Origin of the sequence: Kiloniella sp., from assembly GCF_048270245.1 — a bacterium.
Lineage (GTDB): Bacteria > Pseudomonadota > Alphaproteobacteria > Kiloniellales > Kiloniellaceae > Kiloniella.
In genome coordinates this window covers 85,724-102,510 of sequence record NZ_JBLWTH010000006.1, presented here as the reverse complement: position 1 = coordinate 102,510, position 16,787 = coordinate 85,724, and the positions used below count along the sequence as shown (strand labels likewise).

Sequence of the window (16,787 nt, the reverse complement as noted above, 5' to 3'; positions counted from 1 at the left end):
CAACTTGCAAAAACCAAAGGCAATAAAAAACGGAAAGACATCACCAAGTGCCAGCACCATACAAAAAGGGTTCGAAATAAATTTCCAAGCACCAGTGACCATAAAAAAAGGGCTCGGAAATAAATTTCCGAGCCCGGCAAGTACGACAGAGGAGGCATTAAGGAATAACCTCAGCTTAACTGAGATGATCCTTAATAAGCAGTTCAGCAATTTGAACTGCGTTAAGGGCTGCGCCCTTACGTAGGTTGTCAGCAACAACCCACAAACTTAAGCCATGTTCTACAGTTGGATCCGTCCGGATACGGCTAACGAATGTTGCATCTTCGCCCTGTGCTTCATGTGGCGTTACGTAACCTTCATCCTGACGATAGTCGATAACGGTGATCCCTGGTGTATCTTTCAGCGCCTCACGAGCTTGCTCGACAGTCACATCTTTTTCGAATTCAACTGAAACAGCTTCGGCGTGACCGATGAAAACAGGAACACGAACACAAGTTGCAGTAACCTTGATTTTTGGATCGAGAATCTTCTTGGTCTCGACCATCATCTTCCACTCTTCTTTGGTGTATCCATCTTCCATAAAGACATCGATGTGTGGAATTACGTTAAAAGCAATCTGCTTGGTGAAACATTCTTTTTTCACCGGATCATTCACAAAAATCCCGCGTGTTTGGTTAAATAGCTCATCCATAGCATCCTTACCAGAACCAGAAACAGCCTGATAGGTAGAAACAACCACACGCTTGATCAAGCCAAGTTCATGCAATGGCTTCAGGACGTGAACCATTTGAATGGTAGAGCAGTTCGGGTTGGCAATGATATTACGCTTTTTGTAGCCAGCCAAAGCTTCTGGATTAACCTCCGGTACGATCAAAGGAACATCCGGATCCATACGGAAGTGAGATGTATTATCGATGACAACAGCGCCAGCCGCCGCAGCTTTTGGAGAGTATTCCGCAGACACAGCACCACCGGGAGATGACAGCACGATGTCGATCCCCTTGAAGTCAAAATTAGCAAGATTTTGAACTGTCAGCTCACCTTCTTCACCATAAGAAACCTGAGTACCCGCTGAACGGCTAGAAGCAAGAACGGTGATATCCTTGATATCGAACCCGCGCTCGGACAGAGTTGTTAGAACTTCACGACCTACGGCGCCTGTTGCGCCCATTACTGCAATCTTGTGACCCATGGCTTTAGCCTATGCTCTTTCATTTACTGGCCCAATGAGGACCGGTTTAAAAAATCTTCACATCCTCACCACCTTAAAAGTGGTGACAGAAGCCCTAAAGAAAAAGGGCCGCCCCTCAATGGGACGGCCCTTTTATCAGCCTTTATTCCCGAGAGGGTTTACCTACTGCCGCCCATCTTAACCTTCACGGTTTTGACAGGCGTGGTGGTAATCATGGTCCATGTAGTTGTTGCAACTGGACGCGCAGCAGCGAACGCACGACGAAGAGATTTCGCAGTGTGTGCAGCGCGCGGGGCCATATGTACAACGTTATTAAACATAAACTCTATTCCACTCGGAATTTAACTCGGGCGTAAACCTAGTCAGCTTTACCAGCTTGGTCAACATTGAAATGTTGGATTCTTTTTTTAAGCTGCCAGACAGGTGGGCTATACGCTCATATAGCCGCCCATATTTCAGTTACTATTTTTCACTTAAATATTAAAAGTTAGATGCATTGTCACACTTTGCCGCAATATCCATCGGTGCAAACACCTCTCCATTAATCGTCAGCTCCTGCCCACCGCTTTGTGTCAGGTTTGTCGGCATGAATTGTGATTTCCCACAAGCAACCGACGTATTTGTTGTCGTGATATTAGCATCAATATCTTTAAAATCACCCATCATCCAGAAACCAGCGTTTGCTGCATTATCAATTGTAACTTGATCAAAAGTTAAGTTTTCAACATCCCGCATCATTCTCATTAATTGCACCCCGATAATATCAACATTCGCAATATCGATATTCGTAAACGTAGAATCTTTGATTTCCTGAATCATCATCCCGCTATTCGACGCATTCGTGATGGTGATGTTATCAAAGTTATAGTTTTTATTTTCAGTTGCACCGACGATAATTGAACCGTCACTCGAAAAACCACTAATATTAATTCCACTATAATTTCCAAGTGAGTTCATCGCGCCTAAATTACTTAAGTTGGAATTTTTAAAGTTCACATCTGCCGAAACGATAAAGGCCGCGCCATCAGCACCCGTTTTATCGATGTTCAAATTATCAAAAGTCGCATTGTGAAGATAATGATGGACCATCCCCTCTTTACGCGATCGCGAGATGGATGAATTTGTCACATTTAAATCCGTAACAGCATTCGAGAAAAGCCCCGTGCCTAAGTAATCAGCTCTATATCCATCAATATTGATATTATCGGAACTAACCAGTCGCAGACCAACCCCTGTTACCGTACTATTAGGGTTCGCATTAGAAAAGCCGTCTGCATTTTCAAAATCCAGATTAGTGACTTCCAAATCCGAGACGGTAAGACCGGATCCGTTCTCAAAATTTAACCCTGCTTGCGCTGTGTTACTAATTCGGACCCTATCTATACGGACATTACTTTTCCCGTCAGCATGAATACCGTGTGATCCACCAGTAATCGTCATACCTGAAAGTGTCGAATTATTATTCATTTCAAAGACGTGCTTATTTTCATCTGTGCCATGGATATGGGTTTGGCCAAAGCTCATTTCCCGTCCTGTAGTTGGATGCTTAACGTTGAACTGTCCGCGAACCCGCTGTCCCGATTGTAGAGTTATCGTATCCTCAACGTTTAATACCTGACCTTTTCCATTAACAAAGCTAACCTGATCTACCGACGCGGTTTCAATCGCGGTTTTCAAATCAGCGCCTGACTTGCCATCAATCACATTCAAATTCGTAAGCTGTTGCCCCGTTTCCATATCAATCGCAGGCACCTCAGCACCAAAACTTCCCGCTTGAGCAACCACATCAACATCACGGACAATAGTTTCCGTCATTCTTTTTTCAATTTTTGAAAGACGTTTCCGTTTTTTTGCGATATCAGGCTGTAAAGGAATACGGAATTTAACACCGACAAACCCTTGATTTCCCCGCGGACTATCACGTTGCACTTCACCGCTAAAGCTAATCCGTGAACCAGCCATAAGAACATCATTAAGGCGATACTCTGCCCTTAATCTTGGCCCCGTTACACTATCCAAATCATCTTCCCAGAAATGATATCCACCTAGCGACAACTTAAACTCATCAGAACTATCCTCGGTTACGGATAACCATGGAAGAGTATGGCCAACTTCAAAATCCATCCCCTTCATAGCCCGCTCTTCACCTTCTTTCATGGTAATCGAACTACCATTAAGCTGAACGCTATCATGCCGAGCTGAGGTTTTGACTGTATCGCCAAAAGGCACATAACCGTTCATCCTAAGATCAAAATCACCCGACATAATTTCCGCACCAAATGTCATTTGATTAAAACTATTACCTTCGGGCGAACGTCTACGGTCGTAGAAGCCATATCCACCAATCAGCCAGTCCTCATCAATAATATGACGATACCCCAATCCAACATTGGCTTCTCTTGATTTGTTGTTATCCATTTTCCCCCGCACATCGAGGAAGAGCATACTGTTGTCATTTTGGTGTAATGGGAGAAAAACGGTACTCTCACCAAGATGTCGATCTGTACCGTACTTCCCTTCCAGTTCTATATGTGCACCCCATTTTTTTGACGGGCCTTGGTTTGCTTCAATTTTTTCTTGGGCAACAACCCGAGTACTACAAAGCATCGTTGAGGACATGAACATTAGTGCGAGAGCTGCTCGGCGATAGCCAGCAGCTTGAGATGTGTTTTTAGGCATTTTAGGAAACTCTTATTATTTAATGATAATGCGACTCATTATCATTAAATAAACGCTTTGTTAACATAAATTTAGCCTTTTATTTTCTTGCTCAATTAAGGGTGGAAAGGATGCTGCATGTAATATTATTTATTAGCTATTATGGAAGATTCACACAAAAAAAGAGCTGTGAGAAACGTCTCACAGCTCTTTAAAATACTTAGCTTAAATCTAAGGAATTAAGCAGCTTGTTCGTCTAAAGCACGAAGAAGAGCATCACCCATGCCTTCGGTGGAGACAATTTCACAACCAGCAGCCATGATGTCACCTGTGCGTTTACCAGATGCCAGAACTTTGTTCACGCCGTTTTCAATCAGATCGGCTTCATCGCCCATATCGAAGGAATAGCGCAGGTTCATGGCAAAGGAGAGAATGGTCGCCAGCGGGTTCGCTTTGTTTTCACCAGCGATATCCGGTGCAGATCCGTGCACAGGCTCGTACATTGCTTTGCGGCGCCCCGTTTCATCCGTCGCGCCTAAAGACGCAGATGGCAGCATCCCAAGGGAGCCCGTCAGCATTGCCGCCGTATCTGACAACATGTCACCAAACAGGTTATCAGTCAGGATAACATCGAATTGTTTTGGGGTACGTACCAGCTGCATAGAACAGTTATCAGCATACATATGAGACAGCTCAATATCGTCAAAGCCTTCACCATGCAGCTTGGTTACTTCTTCACGCCATAACAGGCCTGATTCCATAACGTTGGCTTTTTCAACAGAACAAACCCGACTGTCACGTTTACGTGCGAGATCAAAAGCAACCTCGGCAACACGGCGAATTTCAGATGTTGTGTAAACTTGCGTGTTGATACCGCGACGCTCACCATTGCCGAGATCTTCGATACCACGCGGTTCACCAAAGTAAACGCCACCAGTCAGTTCGCGCACGATCATGATATCCAGACCAGAAACCAGCTCTGGCTTTAGGGATGAAGAATCAACCAGCGCATCAAAACAAAGCGCCGGACGCAAGTTGGCAAAAAGTTCCATTTCCTTACGTAAACGCAAAAGGCCGCGTTCAGGCTTGATAGAAAAATCAAGATTATCCCACTGCGGACCACCTACGGCACCCAATAACACGGCATCGGCTTCCATTGCCTTATCCATTGTTTCATCAGCCAGGGGAACACCGTGCTTATCAATCGCAGAACCACCGACCAAATCTTCGTCGATATCAAAGGTCACTGCACGACGCTTGTCCATCCAATCCACAACGCGACGGACTTCACGCATAACTTCAGGACCGATTCCATCCCCGGGGAGAATCAATAGATTTTTATTAGATGCCATGTTTCTTCTTCCGAATTTTTTACAAAGAGAAGACTGGCGATTGCCAGCCTTTCTATAAACACAGGCTCACGAGGTAATCTCAGCAATACCTCAGGGCCTTTTCACAAAAAATGAGGGCCATAAACGGCCCCCATCAAATTCTTACAGCCAAGGCTGCGTCGCTTTACGCTTATTTTCAAACGTATCAATATGTGCCGCCTTTTCAAAAGTCAGACCAATATCGTCCAGACCATTCAGCAAACAATGTTTACGGTGAGCATCAACTTCAAAAGTAAGTGTCCCGCCATCCGGACCTTTGATTTCCTGTGTCTCTAAATCAACGGAAACGACAGCATTTGCCCCACGTTTCGCATCATCCATCAACTTGTCCACATCTTCCTGTGGCAAAGCGATTGGCAAGATACCGTTCTTAAAGCAATTGTTATAAAAGATATCTGCAAAGCTTGGCGCAATAACACAGCGAATGCCCTGATCCAAAAGTGCCCACGGCGCATGTTCACGAGAAGAACCACAGCCAAAGTTATCGCCTGTCACCAAAATTTGCGCTTCTTTATAGGCAGGTTCGTCCAGAACGAAATCAACAGGATTACCCTCTTCATCCGTTCGTAGTTCATAGAACAGACCAGCTTTCAGACCTGTACGTTTAACAGTTTTCAAAAACTGTTTCGGGATAATCATATCCGTATCGATGTTCACCAATGGCAAGGGAGCCGCCACAGAGGTGAGTGATGTAAACTTATCCATACTCTGTAATCCTTTGCTTAGTCGTATTTGCGAACATCATCGAAATGACCCGCGATCGCAGCAACAGCTGCCATTGCCGGACTTACCAGATGTGTACGACCGCCGCGGCCCTGACGACCTTCGAAGTTACGGTTTGATGTAGATGCACAACGCTCGCCCGGTGACAGACGGTCAGCATTCATCGCCAGACACATTGAACAACCCGGCTCGCGCCAGTCAAAACCAGCTTCGGTAAAGATCTCATCAAGACCTTCTTCTTCTGCTTGAATTTTAACCAAGCCAGATCCGGGAACAATCATCGCATAAACACTATCGGCAACCTTGCGGCCTTTTGCGATACGCGCCACTTCGCGCAAATCTTCAATACGTCCATTTGTACAGGACCCAATAAAGACTTTATCAATCGCAATTTCTTTAATCGCCTGACCAGCTTTGAGATCCATGTATTCAAGGGAACGTTCAATCGCTGATTTTTTGTTGTCGTCACGACCATCAGACGGTCCAGGTACAACGGCAGAAATACCAACCACGTCTTCCGGCGAAGTACCCCAGGTAACCTGTGGTTCAATATCTGCGGCCTTGATGACAACTTCTTTATCATAAGTCGCACCTTCATCAGAAGGCAGGGTCTTCCAATATTCAACAGCCTGTTCCCAGTTACCCGCTTTCGGGGCCATTGGGCGGCCTTTGATATATTCAAATGTTGTCTCATCAGGTGCAATCAAACCTGCGCGAGCGCCAGCTTCGATTGACATGTTACAGATCGTCATCCGGCCTTCCATAGAAAGCTTACGCATAGCTTCACCAGCATATTCGATCACATAGCCTGTACCACCCGCAGTACCGATGACACCAATAATGTGCAACACCATGTCCTTCGCGGTAACGCCCGGCAGTAAATCACCTTCGACAGTGATACGCATTGTCTTGGCTGGTTTCTGGATCAGCGTTTGCGTCGCCAGAACATGTTCAACTTCGGATGTTCCGATACCAAAAGCAAGTGACCCAAATGCACCGTGCGTCGCTGTGTGACTGTCACCACAAACAATTGTCATTCCCGGCAGGGTAAAGCCCTGCTCTGGGCCGATAATATGCACGACGCCCTGACGGACATCATCCATGCCAAACAGCTGCACGCCAAACTCTTCACAGTTACTGGAAAGCGTTTCAACTTGAATGCGGCTTTCTTCATCGGCAATTCCCTGTGCACGACCAGATGTCGGTACGTTGTGGTCGGGAACAGCAAGTGTATTTTCCGGGCGGCGAACCTTACGTCCAGCCATACGAAGTCCTTCAAATGCCTGCGGGCTTGTGACTTCGTGCACCAAGTGGCGATCAATATAAAGCAAACAGGTGCCGTCTTCTTGACGGTCAACCAGATGGCTATCCCAAATCTTTTCGAAAAGGGTACGCGGGTTACTCATCCTAACATCGTCCTCGTATATTTTACTGCGTAATTTTTTTGGTGGCTATTTCCACCTAAACAAGCCCTGTCAACGAGGCTAAACCTCTAACAGCGGCCAAGCAGTTTTCTTACTAGTTTCGGGCGGAGCATAGCGCTTCCGCAGTGCGGCGAAAAGTCCTTTAGAACGATTGAATCTGTTTTTATGACGATTCTATAAGAAAATTTCACGTTTGGCCTGCGAATCACATACTTTAATATAGAGAGAAATTGCTCAACTTTCTAAATATCGCCATTTTTGCACGCAGCTCACCTCACAGATAAAGTGAAGCCATTGTGAGGAAAAATGGCTTTAATAACAGATAATTATTAATCATCTTCACAGCCATTGACCATTTATGCCACAGGATTGTTACTGGACGAACACTCACCAAATGGTCTCAGTCTGCCCATAATAAGTACATATGTTCATGACAATATACTTTTAGATTAAGTTTTCGGCAGAAGTGGGATTTATTAATATGGCCAGTTTTACACAGAGATTCTCCAGACAACTGGCTGTGCCCTTGGCGATGATAATACTGGTCTTCACCAGTGGCTTCAGCCCCTTCGAGTCGCTTTTTGCCCCAAGCTCCAACCTTATTCCTCGATGGGCAGATTTTAGTGCTGAAAGTACTGAAACTGTTAGTCAGAGCAAATGGAACAATTTTATTCGAAAGTATCGTGAAGAGAGCTTTGACGGTATCGCACGGATTGCTTACCACCGCGTCGATCTTGATGACCATTTGGCGCTCAAAGAACATCTGGAATACCTGCAAAGTATCAAGGTCAAGAACCTTAACAGGGACCAACAACTGGCCTATTGGATTAACCTATACAATGCAGCAACCGTAAATTTGATTTTGGAACACATGCCCCTTGAAAGTATCCGGGACATCAATATTTCACCAGGACTATTTGCATCTGGTCCATGGGGAAAGAAACTTCTCCGTATAGAAGGAGAGAAAGTTTCCCTGAATGATATAGAACACGGCATCCTACGTCCGGGCTGGAAAGATCCACGCGTCCATTATGTGCTCAACTGCGCATCACTCGGCTGTCCCGATCTTCCCAATGAAGCCATCACAGCCACAGAGTTCGATACCCAGTTAACAGCAGCGGCTCAACGTTTCATTGACCACCCGCGTGCAGTAAGCATCGGCGAAAATAACGAAGCTGTTGTTTCCAGCATTTATGTTTGGTTCAAAGATGACTTTGGCGGCAGCGATGCATCTGTGCTGGATCATCTGCGTACCTACGCCTCGAAAGAACGCCAAAAAGAGCTGATGAAAATCCGCTCTATCGAAAACCATACCTATAACTGGGATTTGAACTCTGTTCCCATCGTCGCCACGGCTTCAACAGGATCCTGAAAAGCCTCTGATTTCTTTGTAAAACCAAAATCGACTATGAAATAGAACTAATAAAAAAGGGCGCCGCAAGGCACCCTTTTTTATAATTTCTGATCGACGAGAAATTTCTTCGTCGACAGCCTGTCGAACCGCTTACTTTTTAGCAGCTGCCTTAGCAGCAGCTTTATCAGCGCGATCCGCAGCAGCAGCTTTACCAGCAGCACCAGTTGTTTTTTCTGCGATACGTGCAGATTTACCACGACGACCACGCAGGTAGTAAAGCTTCGCACGACGCACATCACCGCGACGGATCAACTCAACTGAATCAACACGTGGGCTGTAAAGTGGGAATACACGCTCAACGCCTTCACCGTAAGAAATCTTACGAACAGTGAAAGAAGAGTTCAGGCCAGCATTTTTACGTGCAATACATACGCCTTCAAATGCCTGGATACGTTCACGTGTACCCTCAACAACTTTAACGTTTACGCGGACGGTATCACCAGCAGCAAACTCGGTAACTTTTTTGCCATCTGTAAGTTTGGCAACCTGATCAGCTTCCAGCTTCTCGATTACATTCATGTTTCTATCCTCTACCATTCTATTGGGGCCAATGACCCGTTTAACTTTTCAACGGACCTAACGGCCCAGCTTGGTATCGTTACGTTTATCCAGGTACTTTTCCCACAAATCCGGGCGTCGTTCCCTGGTAATTTTTTCCGCCTGTTCCTGACGCCACTGCTTTATCTTTCCATGGTGGCCAGAGGAAAGAACCTCGGGCACCTTGCGATCTTGCCATTCGGCAGGTCGCGTATAGAGCGGATATTCCAGTAACCCAGTCTCAAACGATTCTTCGTCTGCGGATTCCTTGTTTCCCATAACCCCCGGCAATAACCTGATGACAGCATCCATAAGGATTAATGCCGCCTGTTCACCACCGGACAGGATGTAATCACCAACCGAAACCTCTATCACTTCACGCGCGTCCAAGACCCGCTGATCGATCCCTTCGTAACGCCCACATAAGAGAGTTACCCCGGGTCCTGCCGCTAGCTCTTTGACCAGGCTCTGGTCCAAAAGCCGTCCGCGCGGCGAGAGATAGATAACCGGACCAGCATTGCCAGCCACAGAGTCCAAAGCCGCATCAACAATATCCGGACGCATTACCAAACCAGCACCTCCCCCAAAGGGGATGGCATCAACAGTACGGTGTTTATCATACGCAAAATTGCGAATGTCTACCTTTTCCAACTCCCAGATCCCTTTTTCAAGGGCCTTGCCCGCTAGGGATAATCCCAGTGAGCCCGGAAACATTTCCGGATGGAGCGAAAGTACTGTTGCTTTCCAGTTGGCTGACACGTTATCCAACATCCTGTCGAGCAACCTCGTTTGAAAGACACAGAAATAAGATCATAGATCTTGATCCCTAGTCTTCCCGACCCAGAACAACTTCGGGCATATCAACAACGATACGCTGCCCTTCGAGGTCCACAACCGGAACAGAGCTTTCAGTAAAGCTGACCATTTCCGATTGCCCACTGTCACTGACAAATTCAAGAATATCCCCAGCGCCGAAATCGAAGACACCTTTTACAGTGCCAAGAGCCACTCCCTGAGCGTTCTCGACCTTAAGGCCTACGAGATCAGAATAGTAATATTCGTCGTCTTCCGTCAGTTTCGGTAGAAGATCACGGTTAACATACAATTTTGTTCCTCGCATTTCTTGGGCGCGATCACGATCCTTCACACCCTCAATCCGCGTAAGAACAGTACCCTTGGCCTGGCCTGTTACGGTAATTTTGAGACGGTTGCCCGTATCATCCATCACCGGTCCAAATGCCGCCACGTCTTCAGGAATTTCGGTGTAGCTTTTGACCTTCACCCCGCCACGCACACCGTGCGCACCAGCAATCACACCTACACAAATTCTATCTTCGTGGTTTGAAGCCATGAGCTAAGAAATCCTAAGTTTGCCGAATTACTCAGCTGCGCTTTCTTCGGAAGCAGCAGCTTCTTCAGCTGCTGCTTCTGCAGCCATACGCTTTTCTTCCAGACGTTCTTTTGCTTTCGCTTTCATCTGACTTTTCTTGGTCTGTTCTGGAACAGCACGCTTTTCAGTAAGACCAAGATTACCCAAGAAACGCGCAACGCGATCTGTAGGTTGAGCACCAGTAGACAACCAGTACTTAACGCGATCTTCGTCCAAGATCAGACGCTCTGGGTGATCTTTTGGTACCATTGGATTATAGGCGCCAACCTTTTCGATGAAGCGACCATCACGTGGAGCACGAACGTCGGCAACTACGATACGGTAGTATGGACGCTTTTTGGCGCCGCCACGGGCTAGGCGAATTTTTACAGCCATTTCAGTTCCTCTTGTTAAACACTAAACTTAATAATACTCAATTTACTCAGAAGCACTCTTTCGTGGTCGTCCCTTATTTAGGGAAGCCCATCCCAGGAGGCATCAGGTTTTGCAACCCACCCCGCATCATGCCTTTCTTGCCCATTTTTTGGACCTTCTTCATCATGCGGGCAGCTTCCTGCTGTTGCTTTAGAAGCTTATTCACATCTTGAACCGAAGTGCCGGAACCATTCGCAATACGGGTTCTCCGCTTTGCTTTGATAACTTCAGGTTTTTCACGTTCATGAGGTGTCATTGATGAAATGATAGCCAATTGACGATTGATAATCTTGTCGTCAACTTTGGCATCTTTCAATTTCTTCATCTGGGCGGAGTTCATACCCGGAAGCATGTTCAACAGGCTCGACATGCCACCCATTTTTTGCATTTGTTTAAGCTGAGACGCCAAGTCATTCAGATCAAACTTACCCTTCTTCATTTTCTCGGCAAGTTTGGCAGCTTCTTCCTCTTCAAAGGATTCAGCAGCCTTTTCGACCAAGGAAACCACGTCGCCCATGCCTAAAATACGAGAGGCAACACGCGAAGGATGGAAATCTTCTAGTTCTTCGAGCTTTTCACCGACACCAATTAACTTGATCGGACATCCGGTTACCGCACGCATAGACAATGCCGCACCACCGCGGGCATCACCATCCATACGGGTCATCACGATACCACTTAATCCAATTTTTTGATTAAAGGTATCAGCAACAGTAACCGCATCCTGACCTGTCATGGCATCAGCTACCAGCAATGTTTCTGCTGGCTTGGCGGCATCCCGAACACTTGCAACTTCGCCCATCAACTCTTCGTCAATAGCCAAACGCCCTGCGGTATCGAGCATAACAACATCGAAACCTTCGAGCGCACCGGTTTGGACCGCACGTTTGGCAATAGCGACAGGTTGCTCACCGGGAACAATATTCAAGGTTCTCACGCCGATTTGCGCCCCAAGAACAGCCAGCTGTTCTTGGGCAGCCGGACGGCGAACGTCGAGAGAAGCCATCAGGACCTTCTTGCGTTCTTTTTCGGTCAGGCGCTTAGATATTTTAGCCGTCGATGTGGTCTTACCAGATCCTTGCAGACCAACCATCATAATGACGGCAGGCGGTGTCACCTGTAGATTAAGAGCAACGTGGTCTGCACCCAACATCTCGCTGAGCTGATCGTTGACGATCTTTACGACCATCTGCCCCGGGGTCACAGACTTCAGAACATCCTGGCCGACAGCTTCACCCTTTACCTTTTCGATAAAGTCTTTGACCACAGGTAACGCCACGTCAGCTTCAAGCAAAGCAACACGCACTTCGCGCAGAGCAGCTGTAACGTCAGCCTCGCTCAATGCACCACGGCGCTTCAGCTTGTCAAAGACTGATCCCAGACGATCCTGTAAGCTATCGAACATACTGTTCCTCTTTCCCTCAATCATCCAGCCAACATGGCTGGAAACGGTAACCCCAAAGGCCAAACGCAACTTACGCCAGTGCGCGATACTCGCGGACTGGCGGAGCTCCTTAGAGCTTATGCACTTAAACTTTTGCAGATATTTGAGCGGAACCTATAAAAAACCAGTGATCAGGTCAAGTCTTTTCAGCAAATCAGATCCTAGAGAGCCCAGTTTTCCAATACTTTGGAGTCGCCAAGTGTCATTACACCAAGAAATACAATCATTCGTCAGTTGTCAATTTTTGCATCACAGCTAATTATACACGGCAAATAAATATAAAAAACAATGCCTTCTGATGCCAACATGCGAACTTTACACATTGAAAACATCAAATCTACATCTGATTCAGGAAAAGAGTCGGCATGCTAGAAATTAATATAAAAACCCAACCGATCAAAAAACTTTACGATTACTGGCTAAGCAAAGCTCCTCCAAGCATGTTGCCTGCCAGGCATGATATTGATCCAGCTGAAATGGCTGAATTTTTGCCTCACCTAATATTACTTGATGTGCAAACTGATCCACTCGATTTCAGATACAGGCTAATTGGGACACATATATCTGCTTATCTAAAAGAAGACCTCACAAGCCGATGGATGAGTACGCTAGATCACCAAAAGCCCCCCAGCAGAATATGGGATAATTGCAAAAAGGCTGTCGAGACACGTGGGCCTGTCTTCCCCTACACCCCATATATCGGACCAAAACAAGATATCGTGGAAATGGAAGATTTGATTCTTCCCTTAGCCAGAGACGGTATAAACGTCGACATGTTACTCGTCGGCGTTACCTATACACACAAAACAACTGATTAATTCACCTTAATACTTCGACATCCATAACCTTGTACGCTTTTAAATAGACAGATTACCCTTTATCTTATACCTGATTAACGACGCAAAGCCTCAGTGAATAGACACTCTGGGGCAACAATGCCTTCAGATGAGTACGAAATGAGCGGTAGATCCTTTACCAAAATGCATGGCCTCGGCAACGATTTTGTTGTCATTGATGCTCGCGAAGAAGTCTTCACCCCAACGAAAGACCAATCACGCCTGATCGCGGATCGTCGTTTTGGCATTGGGTGTGATCAATTCATTATAATTGAAAAAAGCTCTAAGCCTGAAGCCAATGCCTTCATGCGCATAAAAAATGCCGATGGCAGTGAAGTCGGCGCTTGTGGCAATGCTACCCGCTGCATTGCCTCATTACTCATGGATGAAGCAGAAAAAGATAACGTCACCATAGAAACACTTGCAGGTTTACTACATGTCAGCAAAGAAGCGAATGGTCTAATTACCGCAAATATGGGGCCTGCGCTCCTGGATTGGAAAGATATCCCGCTTGCAGAAGAAAGAGACACTCTTAACACAGGCATAAAACTCCCCCCGTTACGCAACCCTGTTTGTGTCAACATGGGAAATCCACACGCCGTTTTCTTTGTTGAAGACGCTGAGGCTATTGAACTCGAAGCTCTCGGACCTCGCTTGGAACACCACCCTCTTTTTCCCGAGCAGGCCAATATCAGTGTGGCCTCTTTAGTCGATGAAAACCATATCCGGTTACGTGTGTTTGAACGGGGTGTAGGCATAACCTCTGCCTGTGGTTCAGGGGCCTGTGCCGCGGCAGTGGCTTCAGCCAGACGCGGATTAACAGGCAAAAAAGTACAAGTCGACCTTGATGGCGGCCCCCTGTATATCCATTGGCAAGAAGACGGCACGGTTCTTATGACCGGCCCCGTTTCAAAGGCATTCGAAGGGCAAATTTCCCCCGAACTTTTACAACTATCTAAATAGATAAAAAATCAAAAAAACATAACACATAGAAACTACTCTCTCCTCGGCACGAACAGAAAGGCAGTTGACGCTAACTTTCTCATTGCATTTCCCCTTAAAGATGTACATTTTTCTTATCAATTCAGGGGAATTTAATGAAAACTATATTGATTATCGCTTTCTGTCTCACCACACTTACGGCATGTCAGACAACAAAATCCGATAAAATTGAAGATCCCTACGGGGCCTTTGCGATTGGGCACAACTTTACCCCGCTTCGGAATATTGATTTTGTAAAGGAAATGGAACGAAATATTCCAAATCCGGATAAGGCCATTCTGTTTATCTATAATCACGGCACCAGTAACGGTGGGCACGGGCAAAAGTGTTACCCTGAATCAATTCCGTCTTACGCACGTGCAATTGTGCGTCAACACGACAACACTGTAATTTTCTATCTATGCTCTCAACAAGTAAGCGGGAAAGCCCCGGGTGAGTCCCGTTATTTCAAAAGAAGTGTCGAACTAGAACTTCTTTTGGAAAGGTTTAAACGCCATGGGGTTACTCCCGATAGAACATTTTTGTTAGGTCATTCAGGGGGCGCGTCAACCACCCTGATTGCTGCAGCAGATATACCGGATTCTTTTAACGGATTCGTCGTTTCAGCCCCGGGATACGGCTTTGCCTATACGGGCGAAAGTAAAGAATCAGACGACCTGGCACCTTACTATCAAATCTGGAAATCAACGATAGAACAAGCAACGGAAAAATCCGGGTTGGTTTACGCCTTCGAAGGCGACACAATCGCACCGCCAGAAGATCTTGATTTTATGGAAAATATGAAGAACATCACCCTACTCGTTCAAACCCCGGAAGACTGTGGCATTTCTGACTTTCATGGCTATCCTTGGAGCCGTTGCTTCAGAGAAAAAGAAACACCCAAAATTTGGCAATATATTCAACACCGTATTTCCATTGAACAGAAGCAAGCTTCCAATAGCACAAACTAGCCTTCCTCCAGCATAGCTGGCTTGCATAGCCGTTGCTGGACAAGGCTTGCGTGATCGTTCATAAAGCGGGCATGACAAAGAATCTGACAGATCCAAAGATTGTTACTTTTGGTTGCCGACTTAACACCTATGAGTCCGAGGTAATGCGTCAGCATGCCCGCGAAGCCGGACTGTCAGACACTATAATCTTCAATACGTGCGCGGTAACAACCGAAGCTGAACGCCAAGCAAGACAAAGTATTCGTAAAGCACGCCGCACGAACCCTGATGCAAAGATCATTGTTACGGGATGTGCTGCCCAGATTAATCCCGACCTCTACGCCAATATGGCAGAGGTTGATCATGTTATGGGCAACGAAGAAAAATTAAAGCGCGAAAGTTTTGACCTAGATCCAAACGCCAAGGTTTCCGTAAATGACATTATGGAAGCCACAGAAACGGCGGCTCATCTTGTTCATGGTTTTGAAGAACATACACGCGCTTTTGTTCAAATCCAGCAAGGCTGTAATCACCGCTGTACCTTTTGTATCATTCCTTTTGGTCGCGGCAACAATCGCTCTGTCCCAATCGGAGCAATTACCGAACAAGTCAGAACCTTGGTTAACAATGGCGTGCAAGAAGTCGTTTTGACCGGGGTTGATATCACCGACTATGGACTGGACCTACCGGGAAAACCAACCCTTGGCCAGATGACCCGCAGATTATTGGCTCAAGTACCAGAACTCAAACGCCTTAGGCTTTCTTCTCTTGATCCTGTTGAGATTGACGAAGATACCTACAGACTGTTCAGTGAAGAACCACGAATCATGCCCCACTTGCATATTTCTTTGCAGGCAGGTGATGACATGGTTCTCAAGCGGATGAAACGGCGGCACCTAAGACAAGACGTCATCGACATGGTGGTCAAAGCCCGAGAACTACGTCCAGATGTTGTTTTCGGTGCAGATATCATTGCTGGTTTTCCAACTGAAACCGATGAAATGTTCGAAAACACCTATCGTCTGGTTGAAGAGCTGGGCCTGACCTATTTACATGTATTCCCCTATTCCGAGCGCCCGGGAACACCTGCAGCAAAAATGCCTCAAGTTCCGGGTAATCTTCGTAAAGAACGGGCTGCACGCTTAAGGGGTGCCGGACAAAAAGCGGAGAATCTTTTTATGCAGGGTAGAGTGGGTACGACAGCACAGGTCCTAATTGAAAAGAACGGGTTCGGCCGAACAGAACACTATGCACCTGTACAAGTTGATGCACTGGAAGGAGATCTTTCCGGACAAGTCGTTCCTGTGTACATTGCAGATGTTCGTGATGGAAAGCTGCATGCCTACCCCTTAGGAACAAAAGCAGCCGACACCGCCAGAGCCCAGATATCCAGCAATAAGATGCCTCAATAATCTATTACAAACACCACAAAA

General features: G+C 46.3%; 16 protein-coding genes. 5 read left to right on the top strand and 11 right to left on the bottom strand.

Features of this window, described 5'->3' with window-relative positions:
* Positions 1–175: 175 nt before the first annotated feature.
* From ACN0W5_RS14565 to leuC, 6 genes are all read right to left on the bottom strand, one after another.
* Positions 176–1,192: an aspartate-semialdehyde dehydrogenase gene (locus ACN0W5_RS14565; RefSeq protein ID WP_417454823.1), complete on the bottom strand. Its 1,017-nt coding sequence runs from the start codon at positions 1,190–1,192 to the stop codon at positions 176–178.
* A 158-nt stretch (positions 1,193–1,350) separates the two neighbouring features.
* The gene (locus ACN0W5_RS14560; protein ID WP_417454822.1) at positions 1,351–1,512 is read right to left on the bottom strand and encodes a hypothetical protein; all 162 of its coding nucleotides are present in this window, start codon (positions 1,510–1,512) and stop codon (positions 1,351–1,353) included.
* Between the two features lie 160 nt (positions 1,513–1,672).
* Positions 1,673–3,871 (bottom strand): inverse autotransporter beta domain-containing protein, encoded by a 2,199-nt coding sequence (locus tag ACN0W5_RS14555; protein WP_417454821.1) that lies wholly within the window; start codon positions 3,869–3,871, stop codon positions 1,673–1,675.
* A 218-nt stretch (positions 3,872–4,089) separates the two neighbouring features.
* Positions 4,090–5,202, bottom strand: a complete 1,113-nt coding sequence (gene leuB / locus ACN0W5_RS14550; RefSeq protein ID WP_417454820.1) for a 3-isopropylmalate dehydrogenase — start codon at positions 5,200–5,202, stop codon at positions 4,090–4,092.
* 141 nt (positions 5,203–5,343) lie between these two features.
* Positions 5,344–5,946: a 3-isopropylmalate dehydratase small subunit gene (gene leuD, locus ACN0W5_RS14545; protein ID WP_417454819.1), complete on the bottom strand. Its 603-nt coding sequence runs from the start codon at positions 5,944–5,946 to the stop codon at positions 5,344–5,346.
* Positions 5,947–5,963: 17 nt separating this feature from the next.
* The gene (gene leuC, locus ACN0W5_RS14540; protein ID WP_417454818.1) at positions 5,964–7,370 is read right to left on the bottom strand and encodes a 3-isopropylmalate dehydratase large subunit; all 1,407 of its coding nucleotides are present in this window, start codon (positions 7,368–7,370) and stop codon (positions 5,964–5,966) included.
* Between the two features lie 499 nt (positions 7,371–7,869).
* Here leuC and ACN0W5_RS14535 point away from each other — a divergent pair, with 499 nt between their 5' ends.
* A complete protein-coding gene (locus ACN0W5_RS14535) occupies positions 7,870–8,760 on the top strand; it encodes a DUF547 domain-containing protein (protein WP_417454817.1) in 891 nt (296 codons plus the stop codon).
* A 132-nt stretch (positions 8,761–8,892) separates the two neighbouring features.
* Here ACN0W5_RS14535 and rplS read toward each other — a convergent pair whose 3' ends face one another.
* From rplS to ffh, 5 genes are all read right to left on the bottom strand, one after another.
* Complete coding sequence (gene rplS, locus ACN0W5_RS14530) at positions 8,893–9,321, bottom strand: 50S ribosomal protein L19 (protein ID WP_047764988.1); 429 nt, start codon at positions 9,319–9,321, stop codon at positions 8,893–8,895.
* 57 nt (positions 9,322–9,378) lie between these two features.
* Positions 9,379–10,110 carry a tRNA (guanosine(37)-N1)-methyltransferase TrmD gene (gene trmD, locus ACN0W5_RS14525; protein WP_417454816.1) on the bottom strand — a complete coding sequence of 244 codons (732 nt, stop codon included), beginning with the start codon at positions 10,108–10,110 and terminating at the stop codon, positions 9,379–9,381.
* A gap of 55 nt (positions 10,111–10,165) precedes the next feature.
* Positions 10,166–10,690 carry a ribosome maturation factor RimM gene (rimM, locus tag ACN0W5_RS14520; RefSeq protein ID WP_417454815.1) on the bottom strand — a complete coding sequence of 175 codons (525 nt, stop codon included), beginning with the start codon at positions 10,688–10,690 and terminating at the stop codon, positions 10,166–10,168.
* Between the two features lie 27 nt (positions 10,691–10,717).
* Complete coding sequence (gene rpsP, locus ACN0W5_RS14515; RefSeq protein ID WP_417454814.1) at positions 10,718–11,104, bottom strand: 30S ribosomal protein S16; 387 nt, start codon at positions 11,102–11,104, stop codon at positions 10,718–10,720.
* Between the two features lie 73 nt (positions 11,105–11,177).
* Positions 11,178–12,548 (bottom strand): signal recognition particle protein, encoded by a 1,371-nt coding sequence (ffh, locus tag ACN0W5_RS14510; protein WP_417454813.1) that lies wholly within the window; start codon positions 12,546–12,548, stop codon positions 11,178–11,180.
* Between the two features lie 404 nt (positions 12,549–12,952).
* Between ffh and ACN0W5_RS14505 the strand changes: the two genes are divergently transcribed.
* The 4 genes from ACN0W5_RS14505 to mtaB all read left to right on the top strand — a co-directional run bounded on the left by ACN0W5_RS14505 (position 12,953) and on the right by mtaB (position 16,766).
* Entirely contained in the window at positions 12,953–13,405 is a 453-nt protein-coding gene (locus ACN0W5_RS14505) for a PAS domain-containing protein (protein ID WP_417454812.1), read from the top strand.
* A 117-nt stretch (positions 13,406–13,522) separates the two neighbouring features.
* Complete coding sequence (gene dapF, locus ACN0W5_RS14500; RefSeq protein ID WP_417454811.1) at positions 13,523–14,386, top strand: diaminopimelate epimerase; 864 nt, start codon at positions 13,523–13,525, stop codon at positions 14,384–14,386.
* Between the two features lie 134 nt (positions 14,387–14,520).
* Positions 14,521–15,375, top strand: coding sequence for a hypothetical protein (locus tag ACN0W5_RS14495; protein WP_417454810.1), 855 nt, complete (start codon positions 14,521–14,523; stop codon positions 15,373–15,375).
* A 71-nt stretch (positions 15,376–15,446) separates the two neighbouring features.
* Entirely contained in the window at positions 15,447–16,766 is a 1,320-nt protein-coding gene (gene mtaB, locus ACN0W5_RS14490; RefSeq protein WP_417454941.1) for a tRNA (N(6)-L-threonylcarbamoyladenosine(37)-C(2))-methylthiotransferase MtaB, read from the top strand.
* Positions 16,767–16,787: the final 21 nt, after the last annotated feature.

Bases quoted from the DNA above. Each gene is read 5' to 3' on its own strand.
- trmD (WP_417454816.1), bottom strand. From the start codon at position 10,110: ATGTTGGATAACGTGTCAGCCAACTGGAAAGCAACAGTACTTTCGCTC.
- leuD (WP_417454819.1), bottom strand. From the start codon at position 5,946: ATGGATAAGTTTACATCACTCACCTCTGTGGCGGCTCCCTTGCCATTG.
- leuB (WP_417454820.1), bottom strand. From the start codon at position 5,202: ATGGCATCTAATAAAAATCTATTGATTCTCCCCGGGGATGGAATCGGT.
- rplS (WP_047764988.1), bottom strand. From the start codon at position 9,321: ATGAATGTAATCGAGAAGCTGGAAGCTGATCAGGTTGCCAAACTTACA.
- rimM (WP_417454815.1), bottom strand. From the start codon at position 10,690: ATGGCTTCAAACCACGAAGATAGAATTTGTGTAGGTGTGATTGCTGGT.
- ACN0W5_RS14495 (WP_417454810.1), top strand. From the start codon at position 14,521: ATGAAAACTATATTGATTATCGCTTTCTGTCTCACCACACTTACGGCA.
- ACN0W5_RS14565 (WP_417454823.1), bottom strand. From the start codon at position 1,192: ATGGGTCACAAGATTGCAGTAATGGGCGCAACAGGCGCCGTAGGTCGT.
- ffh (WP_417454813.1), bottom strand. From the start codon at position 12,548: ATGTTCGATAGCTTACAGGATCGTCTGGGATCAGTCTTTGACAAGCTG.
- ACN0W5_RS14505 (WP_417454812.1), top strand. From the start codon at position 12,953: ATGCTAGAAATTAATATAAAAACCCAACCGATCAAAAAACTTTACGAT.
- rpsP (WP_417454814.1), bottom strand. From the start codon at position 11,104: ATGGCTGTAAAAATTCGCCTAGCCCGTGGCGGCGCCAAAAAGCGTCCA.
- mtaB (WP_417454941.1), top strand. From the start codon at position 15,447: ATGACAAAGAATCTGACAGATCCAAAGATTGTTACTTTTGGTTGCCGA.
- leuC (WP_417454818.1), bottom strand. From the start codon at position 7,370: ATGAGTAACCCGCGTACCCTTTTCGAAAAGATTTGGGATAGCCATCTG.
- ACN0W5_RS14560 (WP_417454822.1), bottom strand. From the start codon at position 1,512: ATGTTTAATAACGTTGTACATATGGCCCCGCGCGCTGCACACACTGCG.
- dapF (WP_417454811.1), top strand. From the start codon at position 13,523: ATGCCTTCAGATGAGTACGAAATGAGCGGTAGATCCTTTACCAAAATG.
- ACN0W5_RS14555 (WP_417454821.1), bottom strand. From the start codon at position 3,871: ATGCCTAAAAACACATCTCAAGCTGCTGGCTATCGCCGAGCAGCTCTC.
- ACN0W5_RS14535 (WP_417454817.1), top strand. From the start codon at position 7,870: ATGGCCAGTTTTACACAGAGATTCTCCAGACAACTGGCTGTGCCCTTG.